Below are 7,900 nucleotides of genomic sequence, written 5' to 3'. Positions count from 1 at the left end.
TGTCCTTTTTTGTGGGCTGTAACAGGTGGCGCGGCCGGGGGGGGGCGGGGGGCGCGGGCGCGCGGGCCCGGCCGGGCCGGGGGGGGGGCGGCCCCGCCCGCCCCCCCCCACCACCCCCTTCGCCCCACCCCCTTCGCCTCACCTCACCGGGGCAGCTGGGCCTCGATCGCGGCGACGACATCGTCCGCCTCCGGCTCGGTCCGCGGCCGGAACCGGCCCACGACCTCACCGTCCGGCGAGATCAGGAACTTCTCGAAGTTCCACTGCACATCCCCCGCCTCGCCCTGCGCGTCCGGCGTTCCCGTCAGCTCGGCGTAGAGCGGATGCCGCTGCTCGCCGTTGACATCGATCTTCTCCAGCAGCGGGAAGGACACCCCGTAGGTCGTCGAGCAGAACGTCTGGATCTCCTCGCTCGTCCCCGGCTCCTGCCCCGCGAACTGGTTGCACGGAACCCCCAGCACGGTGAACCCGCGCCCGGCATAGCGCTGCTGCAGCCGCTCGAGCCCCTCGTACTGCGGGGTCAGACCGCACTTGGACGCCACATTGACCACCAGCAGCGCCGCACCTCGATGCTCACCGAGCGAGGTCGGCTCGCCGGTGAGGGTGCGCAGGGGGATGTCGTACAGGCCCATGAGATCTACCGCCTTCGTCGTTCGGTGGGTGAGCCCAATCTATGGGGGTCCCAGTAGTTCTCGCCGAAGAACCAGCCTAAGCAACACCACCTCCTGCTGGCGATCGCCGCCGACGATGGCACCGCCGCGCACCGCGTGTTGACCGCGGCCGGGCTCGGGCGGCAGACGATCAGGAACGCGCTGGACCGGGAGTTCGAGCACAGCCTGAACGCGGTCGGGGTGTCCCTGGCCTCCTTCGGCCTCCCGAAGCCGAGCCGGGCCCCCAAGCGCCCACCGAAGGTCGGCGCCTCCGCCAGGCTCGCGCTCGAACGCGGCTTCGCCGCGTTCACCGGCAAGAAGGACCTGCGCCCCACGCATCTGCCGCTCGGCATCCTGGACACCGGGATCGGCACCGTACCCCGCGCGCTCACGCTGGCCGGTATCGATCGGGCGGACCTGAGGGCACGTGCCCGGGAGACGCTCGCCTGCGGCAACTGGTGAATCGGGCCCTCCGATTCGCTTGCCCGCACGGCCCGGCCGACCACGGCTGAACCGCCCCTTCCTCCGACGCGGTCAAGCTGTCCGGCTTCGCGCGCGGTGCGATCCGGTCATCCGGTTTCTCCGGCGAAGAGAGGTCATCTCATGACGACGAGCGAGACGGTCGTGCTCGACGTCGACGGGCTGCGCATGCGCTACGGCTCGGTCGACGTCCTGCACGCCGTCACCTTCCAGGTCCGCCACGGCGAGGTGCTCGCCCTACTGGGGCCGAACGGCGCGGGCAAGACCACCACGATCGAGATCCTGGAAGGTTTCCGGGCGCGGTCGGCCGGCCGGGTCGAGGTGCTCGGCGCCGATCCAGCCCACGGCGACGAGCGGTGGCGGGCGCGGGTGGGGGTCGTCCTACAGTCCTGGCGGGACCACGGGAAATGGAGGGTGCGCGAACTACTCGCCCATCTGGGTTCCCACTACGCCGACTACTCCACCGAGCGGATCACCCGGCCCTGGGCCGCAGATGCCCTCATTGCGGCCGTCGGCCTGACCGAGCACGCGAACAAGAAGATCAGGATGCTCTCCGGCGGTCAGCGGCGCCGACTGGATGTGGCGATCGGCCCCTCAACCGTGGCCGGATCGTCGCCGACGGCACGGCAGCGGAACTCGCCCAGCAGATCGCGGGTGAAGACCAGGTGCGCTGGACCCGCGACGAGCAGCGCTTCCGCCACTCGACCACCGAGTCGACCGCGTTCGCCTTCGACCTGTTCCAGCAGTACGGCTCGGCGATCGAGAACCTCGAAGAAGAGGTGGCTCGATGAATCCAACGGCGACGGCGCTCCGGGCCGGCTGGTCCCGCGGCCTGATCGAGCTGCGGCAGACGCTCACCAACGGCGGGGATCTGTTCAACCACTTCTTTTGGCCCGTGTTGATGCTGGTCACTCTGTTCTTCCTGCGGGATGTGACCTTCGAACAGAGCGGATTTATGCTCGGTGCCCTCGCACTGCCCAGCATCCTTGGCATGAACGCCGCGATGGGCATGGTCACCATGAGTCAGATCCTCACCGCCGACCGCGAGGATGGAACTCTGCTGCGTGCCAAGGCGACACCCAATGGCATGCAGGGCTACCTGGTCGGCAAGGTCGTCTCGGTGTCCGGCGGCTTGCTGGTCGACGTCGCGATCTTTCTGATCCCCGCCCTGTTCCTCATTTCCGGACTCGCGGTCGGCAGCCCGGGGCCCTGGCTGACCCTGACCTGGGTGCTGGCATTGGGCCTGGTGGCAACCCTGCCGCTCGGCGCGGTACTGGGCTCGGTGTTCACCAGCACCCGTAGTCAGGGACTTCTCACGCTCCCGATACTCGCCATGATCGCGATCTCCGGGATCTTCTACCCGATCACCGCGCTGCCGGAGTGGGTGCGGTGGATCGCCCAGGGCTTCCCGATCTACTGGCTCGGCCTCGGCATGCGCTCGGCCCTGCTGCCGGACTCGGCCGCCGCGGTCGAGATCGACGAGTCCTGGCGGCACCTCGAAACCGCGGGTGTGCTGGGCGCCTGGGCGGTGCTCGGCCTGCTCGTGGCGCCGGTCGTGTTGCGGCGAATGGCACGCCGGGAGTCCGGCTCGACGGTGGCCGAACGCCGCGAGCGCGCCCTGCGGCGGGTCGGGTGATGCCGTTGTTTTTCGGCGAGTACCGCTGAGACCCCCTGTGCGCTGACCACCGCCCCTCACTTCATCACAACTTGACCACATCTCCCACACAATCTCTTCAGCTTTCAACGAGTGCGGTTACGGTCAGCCTTCCGTGTATCAGTCAAGGGGGGCTCATGTCTCGGAATAATCACCCATCGCCCGGTGAGGGACGAAACAAGAAGAAGACGGCACTTGGCTGTGGATGTCTCAGTCTGCTGGGTCTGCTGGTCATCGGGGGGATCGGAGCGGCGTTCGACGACGGCGGCTCGTCGAAGAAGGACGACAAGCCGACCACCGTCGTCGCCAAGAGCGGCTCACCGTCGACATCACCCAGCGCCTCACCCACCCCGGCGCACACCACCTCGTCCCCGGCCGCACCGAAAACCTCCGCTCCGACCGTGGTGAAGGTGAAGCTGCCCGACTTCACCGGCCGGGGCCTGCAGGACGCCCAGGACGCGGCGCAGGAGTTGGGGCTCTACCGTCTGCGCAGCCACGACCTGACCGGGCGCGGCCGATTTCAGGTCTGGGACCGCAACTGGCGGGTGTGCTCACAGGACCCCAGCCCAGGCCGCGTCGACGAGGACAGCACGATCACCTTCAACGTGGTGAAGGACGACGAATCGTGCTCCTACCGGGCCGACGCCTCGACGGGCGGTACCGATGCTGAGGACGACTCGTCCTCATCGACCAGCGGTGGCAGCGCATCATCCGGCGGCACGTCATCCGGCGGATCGTCCTCGTCGAGCTCCGGGGGCGGCGGATCGTCATCCGGCGGGTCGGCATCCGGCGGGTCTTCCGGCGGGTCTTCCGGCGGGTCGTCGTCCAGCAGCACGGGCGGATCGAGCAGCGGGGCCACGGCACTCTGCAACGACGGCACCTACTCCTACGCCGCCCATCACCAGGGCGCGTGCTCGCATCACGGTGGTGTCGCCGTCTTCTACCGGTGATCTGACACGGCGATGAGGGCGGGCCGCAGGGCCCGCCACCCCGTGCGGTAGGCGGCGCGTTCTCCGGAAGACGTCATGTGCCGATCGTGCCGCACGAGCCTTCAGGCCCCGGACCCCCGCGGAGCGCACGCTGGACTCATCGCCTCAACCAGCGAAGGAACCACAGGAATGACCGAGCACGCCTCGAGCGCACCGATGAACCTCGACGAGACGGAAACGGTCCGCCTGGCCGTTTACCACGGGTTCGCGCGTACCGGACAGGCTCCGGGCTTGCCGGGACTCGCCGCGCTCACCGGACTCGCTCCCGACCGGGTACGCCAGGAACTGCGCACCCTTCATGACAGCCATGATCTGGTCCTGGACCCTCAGGACAACGACCGGGTCGTGATGGCCCACCCCTTCGCCTCCGTGCCGCTCGGCTTCTCCGTCATGGGGACGCGCACCCTGTGGTGGGGCGGCTGCGCCTGGGACTCGTTCGCCATGCCCCACCTGCTCCGGGACGAGCCTGACGTCCTGGTCGCCACCCGCTGTCCGGCCTGCGACACCCCGCACGCCTGGGTGGTCGGCCGGGAGGCACCCCCGCAGGGCGGCCAGGTGGCCCATTTCCTCATCCCTATGAGCCGGGCCTGGGACGATGTCGTGCACACCTGCGGCAACCAGCGCCTGTTCTGCTCCACCGACTGCGTCGACACCTAACTGCGCGAGACGGGCCAGGAGCGTGGCTATGTCATGGATCTGGCCACCCTGTGGCGCTTCGCCAGTGACTGGTACTCCGGACGGCTGGAGCCGGGCTACACCCGCCGCGACCCCGCCGCCGCCAGCGCCTACTTCGCCGAGGTCGGCCTGCACGGCCCCTTCTGGGGCTTGCCCGACTGACCGGATGCCCTCCGTCCGGCGCTCAGGGTGCCCCCGTGCCCGGCCAAGCCCGCGGGTGCGGTACGCGCAGCGTCTCGGCCGCCACCGGAGTGTGGTCCGCGGCGGCGTGGAGGCGGCCGTCGCGCAGGACGACGGCACCGCTGCGGAGCATGGTCGTGACCAGTTCATGGGCGAGGGCGTCGGGCGTGCGGTCCAGCAGCCGGGCGGCGTCGGTCAGCCAGGCACGCGCGTGCAGGTACGGCTCGATCGCGTCGGCCGGGATGCCGCCGCGGATCATCAGGGCGAACGCAAAGATCCGGCGGGCGCCGTACCAGAGATGTTTGCGTCTTTACCCGAAGATCGCGGGATGCGGGGGAGAATCTTCCGACCCAGGGCATCCGTGGGGAAGATTTTCCCGCGTCCCGCGGAGCAGCCGGTCTGGTGACGGCTGCCCCGCAGGAGGCGGCGGACTAGTGGGTCAGCGGCCTACTCAGGCGGCGTCGGCGTGGCGTGGTTGCGGTACATCGCCTGGATGTCGAGCTCCAGCTTGACCGTGGGGCCGACCACGGCGATGCCGCGGGCGAGCATATTGCGCCAGTTCAGGGTGTAGTCCTCCCGATGGAGTTCGGCCGTGGCGAGGGCGGCGCAGCGCAGTTCCTGTTCGTAGCCGCCGTTGACGGCGCCGAGGTACGTGGTGTCCAGGGTCACCGAGCGGCTCACGCCGTGCATCGTGAGGGGGCCCTGGAGGGTCCACTTGGGGCCGCTGCGCCAGGTGAAGCGGTTGCTGGCGAAGTGGATCTCCGGGAAGTTGGCGACGTCGAGGAAGTCGGCCGAGCGCAGGTGGGCGTCGCGGGTGTTGTTGCCGGTGTTGATGCTGGAGGCGTCGATGACGACCTCGACGCGGGAGTCCTCCATCCGCTCGGCGATGTGGATGCCGCCCCGGAAGCGGGTGAAGCGGCCGTGCACATTGGCCATGCCCACGTGGCGGGCGATGAAGCGGATCGCGGTGTGCGGCGGGTCGAAGAGCCAGGTGCCGGGCGGCGGGAGTTCGAGCTGCTGGGAGGGCTCCATCTGCACCCGGCGGGGAGGTTCGCTCTGGCCGTGGGTGATGTCGACGGTGAGGCGGTTGGGCTGCAGACCGCTTCCGGTGAGCAGCACCGTGTACTGCCCCGGCTCGAGCGTGGCGAGGAACAGTCCATGCGGATCGGTGGTGGCCCTGGCCACCGTACGGGCGGCGCCACGCGTCTCGGTGACGGTGACCTCCACGCCGCCCAGGGCCTGGCCAACGGGGTCCAGGACCTCGCAGCTGAAGGCTCCGGCACCCACGGGCAGGGCGATCTTGAGACCTGATCCGCGGTCCGGACGCTTGGTGCGCATGCGCCGGAGCAGTGCGAGGGGCATTGCAGTCATCTCACTAACGGTTTCTCTGGGGATGGGGGCGCGTCCATAATGGAGCCCCAGGGTGAGCTCCGGACGCCTGGGGGGTGGGTGTCAGCCGTGGCCGAGGATCTTGCGTAGCGCGCCGAGCAGCAACTCCCCAGCCTGCGGGGAGACTTCGGGGTGGCGGAAGCCGATGTGGTTGTCGGGGCGGACCAGCAGGGCGCCGCAGTCGCCGATTTCGCGCAGCCGGGCCCAGTCGCCGTAGGGGTCCTCGTACTCCTGGCCGGGGCCGATGGAGACGGTGGCGAGTTCGACGCCCAGTTCCTGACGGACCGCCGCGGCCGCCTCCTCCCAGCGGCCTCCGCCGATGCCGGTGAAGAGGGTGAACCGGCCGTGGCCGCCGAGGTCGAGGGTCGACAGCCGCTCACGGCCCCGGACGACCCATGCGTGCGGCAGTTTGGCGCCGGGATGGGTGGTGGGCTGGTGGTGCAGCTCCGGGTCGCGGTCGAAGCCGGGGTCGGGGGTGCCGTCGGGGACGACGGCGTCCGAGACGTACCGCTGGTTCATCTCCACGCCGTGCGCGTTGAACTCGTACACCTTGGCCGCGATGGCCTCGCGCAGCCGCTGCCGTTGCTTGGCGCCCTCGGGCGTGGCGTCCTTACGGGCGTCGACATTGCGCCACATCTGCTCGGGATCGGAGGTGGAGAGCAGATCCAGCGCCTCGAAAACCGGCGCGGTCTCACCGATGCTCCGGTTGGCGCGCTCGACGGTCTGCCGTCCCACCGGGGCTCGTTCGGCGGAGTAGGTGTCCAGCAGGGCCGGGGCGGCGGTGCCGTCGAGGACCAGCTTGAGCTTCCAGGCGAGGTTGTAGGCGTCCTGGATGGAGGTGTTGGAGCCCAGCCCGTTGGACGGCGGATGGCGGTGTACGGCGTCGCCCGCGCACAGCACCCGCCGATCGGCGTAGCTCTCGGCGTACAGATGGTTGACGGTCCACGCCGAGGTGGAGGTGATGCGCACGGGGATCGTGTCGTCGCCGAGCAGGCGGTGCACCACGGACCGCGCGAACTCCTCGGTGAGGTCCGGCGGGCCCGCGTCGAGGTCGTAGCCCCACACCACCATCCACTCGGTCCAGGGCCGCACACAGCGCACCAGGCCCGCGCCGATGCCGCCGACGGTCGCGCCGGGGGCGAGCACCCAGTAGAGCGTGGAGGGTCGATGAGCGGTCAGATGGGTCAGATCCGCCTCGAAGACGATGTTGAGGCTGCCCGCGACGCCCATCCGGCCGACCGTGGGCAGCCCGGCGTTCTCCACGACGCGGCTGCGCCCGCCGTCGGCGCCCACCAGATAGCGGGCCCGGACGCGGTAGGTGTCCCCGCGCAGCCGGTCCTCGACCAGCGCGGTCACGGCGTCGTCCGACTGCTCGTGGGAGAGGTACTCGGTGTGGAAGCGCAGCGCGGTGCCCCGGGAGACCGCGGCGTTCACCAGCACCGGCTCCATCAGATGCTGCGGCATGTCGCACATCCGGCTGGGACTGGCCAGTTCGTGCCCGGCCTGGACGAGCGGGTCATTGCCCCAGGAGCGCAGCCGTCCCAGCTCCTCGCCCGCGAGGCTGGTGCAGAAGACGGTGTTCCCCATCAGCGGCTGCGGGGTGGCCAGGGCGGTGACCTGGTCCTCGACGCCGAGGTCGCGCAGCACCTCCATGGTGCGCTGGTTGGTGATGTGCGCGCGGGGCGTGTCCGCCAGGCTTCCGTACCGGGTGACCATGACGTTGGGCACGCCGTAGGTGCTCAGGGCGAGCGCGGTCGCGGCTCCGGCGGGGCCGCTGCCCACGACCAGTACGTCGGTCTCGACGGTCTCCACTGCTGAAGGGCTCCTCTCGGTCCTCTCCCCGTGCTCTCCCCCGTGATGGCCGGTCTCGCGGCTCCACCGTG

Annotated in this window: 9 protein-coding genes and 1 pseudogene; 6 read left to right on the top strand and 4 right to left on the bottom strand. The window is 69.9% G+C overall.

Annotated features, from left to right (window positions below; genetic code table 11):
• Nucleotides 1–143 precede the first annotated feature (143 nt).
• On the bottom strand, nucleotides 144–632 hold the full coding sequence (locus ACFXB5_RS12080; RefSeq protein ID WP_385205801.1) for a glutathione peroxidase: 489 nt from the start codon (nucleotides 630–632) through the stop codon (nucleotides 144–146).
• Between the two features lie 93 nt (nucleotides 633–725).
• Between ACFXB5_RS12080 and ACFXB5_RS12075 the strand changes: the two genes are divergently transcribed.
• The 6 genes and pseudogenes from ACFXB5_RS12075 to ACFXB5_RS12050 all read left to right on the top strand — a co-directional run bounded on the left by ACFXB5_RS12075 (nucleotide 726) and on the right by ACFXB5_RS12050 (nucleotide 4,610).
• Nucleotides 726–1,112, top strand: coding sequence for a Clp protease N-terminal domain-containing protein (locus ACFXB5_RS12075; RefSeq protein ID WP_385205854.1), 387 nt, complete (start codon nucleotides 726–728; stop codon nucleotides 1,110–1,112).
• Between the two features lie 141 nt (nucleotides 1,113–1,253).
• A pseudogene (locus ACFXB5_RS12070) lies at nucleotides 1,254–1,903 on the top strand (ATP-binding cassette domain-containing protein); the annotation flags it as partial.
• A 14-nt stretch (nucleotides 1,904–1,917) separates the two neighbouring features.
• On the top strand, nucleotides 1,918–2,766 hold the full coding sequence (locus ACFXB5_RS12065) for an ABC transporter permease (RefSeq protein ID WP_385205798.1): 849 nt from the start codon (nucleotides 1,918–1,920) through the stop codon (nucleotides 2,764–2,766).
• Nucleotides 2,767–2,921: 155 nt separating this feature from the next.
• Entirely contained in the window at nucleotides 2,922–3,734 is an 813-nt protein-coding gene (locus ACFXB5_RS12060; RefSeq protein WP_385205795.1) for a DUF3761 domain-containing protein, read from the top strand.
• 168 nt (nucleotides 3,735–3,902) lie between these two features.
• Nucleotides 3,903–4,430: an organomercurial lyase gene (gene merB, locus ACFXB5_RS12055; protein WP_385205792.1), complete on the top strand. Its 528-nt coding sequence runs from the start codon at nucleotides 3,903–3,905 to the stop codon at nucleotides 4,428–4,430.
• 33 nt (nucleotides 4,431–4,463) lie between these two features.
• Nucleotides 4,464–4,610: a hypothetical protein gene (locus tag ACFXB5_RS12050; RefSeq protein WP_385205789.1), complete on the top strand. Its 147-nt coding sequence runs from the start codon at nucleotides 4,464–4,466 to the stop codon at nucleotides 4,608–4,610.
• A 22-nt stretch (nucleotides 4,611–4,632) separates the two neighbouring features.
• Here the strand turns inward: ACFXB5_RS12050 and ACFXB5_RS12045 are convergent, their stop codons facing one another.
• The 3 genes from ACFXB5_RS12045 to ACFXB5_RS12035 form a co-directional block, all read right to left on the bottom strand.
• Nucleotides 4,633–4,887 (bottom strand): hypothetical protein, encoded by a 255-nt coding sequence (locus ACFXB5_RS12045; protein ID WP_385205786.1) that lies wholly within the window; start codon nucleotides 4,885–4,887, stop codon nucleotides 4,633–4,635.
• 188 nt (nucleotides 4,888–5,075) lie between these two features.
• Nucleotides 5,076–5,990 (bottom strand): YceI family protein, encoded by a 915-nt coding sequence (locus ACFXB5_RS12040; RefSeq protein ID WP_385205851.1) that lies wholly within the window; start codon nucleotides 5,988–5,990, stop codon nucleotides 5,076–5,078.
• 90 nt (nucleotides 5,991–6,080) lie between these two features.
• Nucleotides 6,081–7,829 carry an FAD-dependent oxidoreductase gene (locus tag ACFXB5_RS12035; RefSeq protein ID WP_385205783.1) on the bottom strand — a complete coding sequence of 583 codons (1,749 nt, stop codon included), beginning with the start codon at nucleotides 7,827–7,829 and terminating at the stop codon, nucleotides 6,081–6,083.
• Nucleotides 7,830–7,900: the final 71 nt, after the last annotated feature.

The sequence above is a fragment of the Streptomyces sp. NPDC059455 genome (assembly GCF_042750115.1).
Taxonomy (GTDB): domain Bacteria; phylum Actinomycetota; class Actinomycetes; order Streptomycetales; family Streptomycetaceae; genus Streptomyces; species Streptomyces endocoffeicus.
Note: the sequence above shows the minus strand (reverse complement) of the source record. Positions and strands in the feature narration are given on the sequence as shown.

Coding starts and splice junctions, on each gene's coding strand:
- merB (WP_385205792.1), top strand. CDS start 3,903: ATGACCGAGCACGCCTCGAGCGCACCGATGAACCTCGACGAGACGGAA.
- ACFXB5_RS12060 (WP_385205795.1), top strand. CDS start 2,922: ATGTCTCGGAATAATCACCCATCGCCCGGTGAGGGACGAAACAAGAAG.
- ACFXB5_RS12045 (WP_385205786.1), bottom strand. CDS start 4,887: ATGATCCGCGGCGGCATCCCGGCCGACGCGATCGAGCCGTACCTGCAC.
- ACFXB5_RS12040 (WP_385205851.1), bottom strand. CDS start 5,990: ATGCCCCTCGCACTGCTCCGGCGCATGCGCACCAAGCGTCCGGACCGC.
- ACFXB5_RS12050 (WP_385205789.1), top strand. CDS start 4,464: ATGGATCTGGCCACCCTGTGGCGCTTCGCCAGTGACTGGTACTCCGGA.
- ACFXB5_RS12080 (WP_385205801.1), bottom strand. CDS start 632: ATGGGCCTGTACGACATCCCCCTGCGCACCCTCACCGGCGAGCCGACC.
- ACFXB5_RS12065 (WP_385205798.1), top strand. CDS start 1,918: ATGAATCCAACGGCGACGGCGCTCCGGGCCGGCTGGTCCCGCGGCCTG.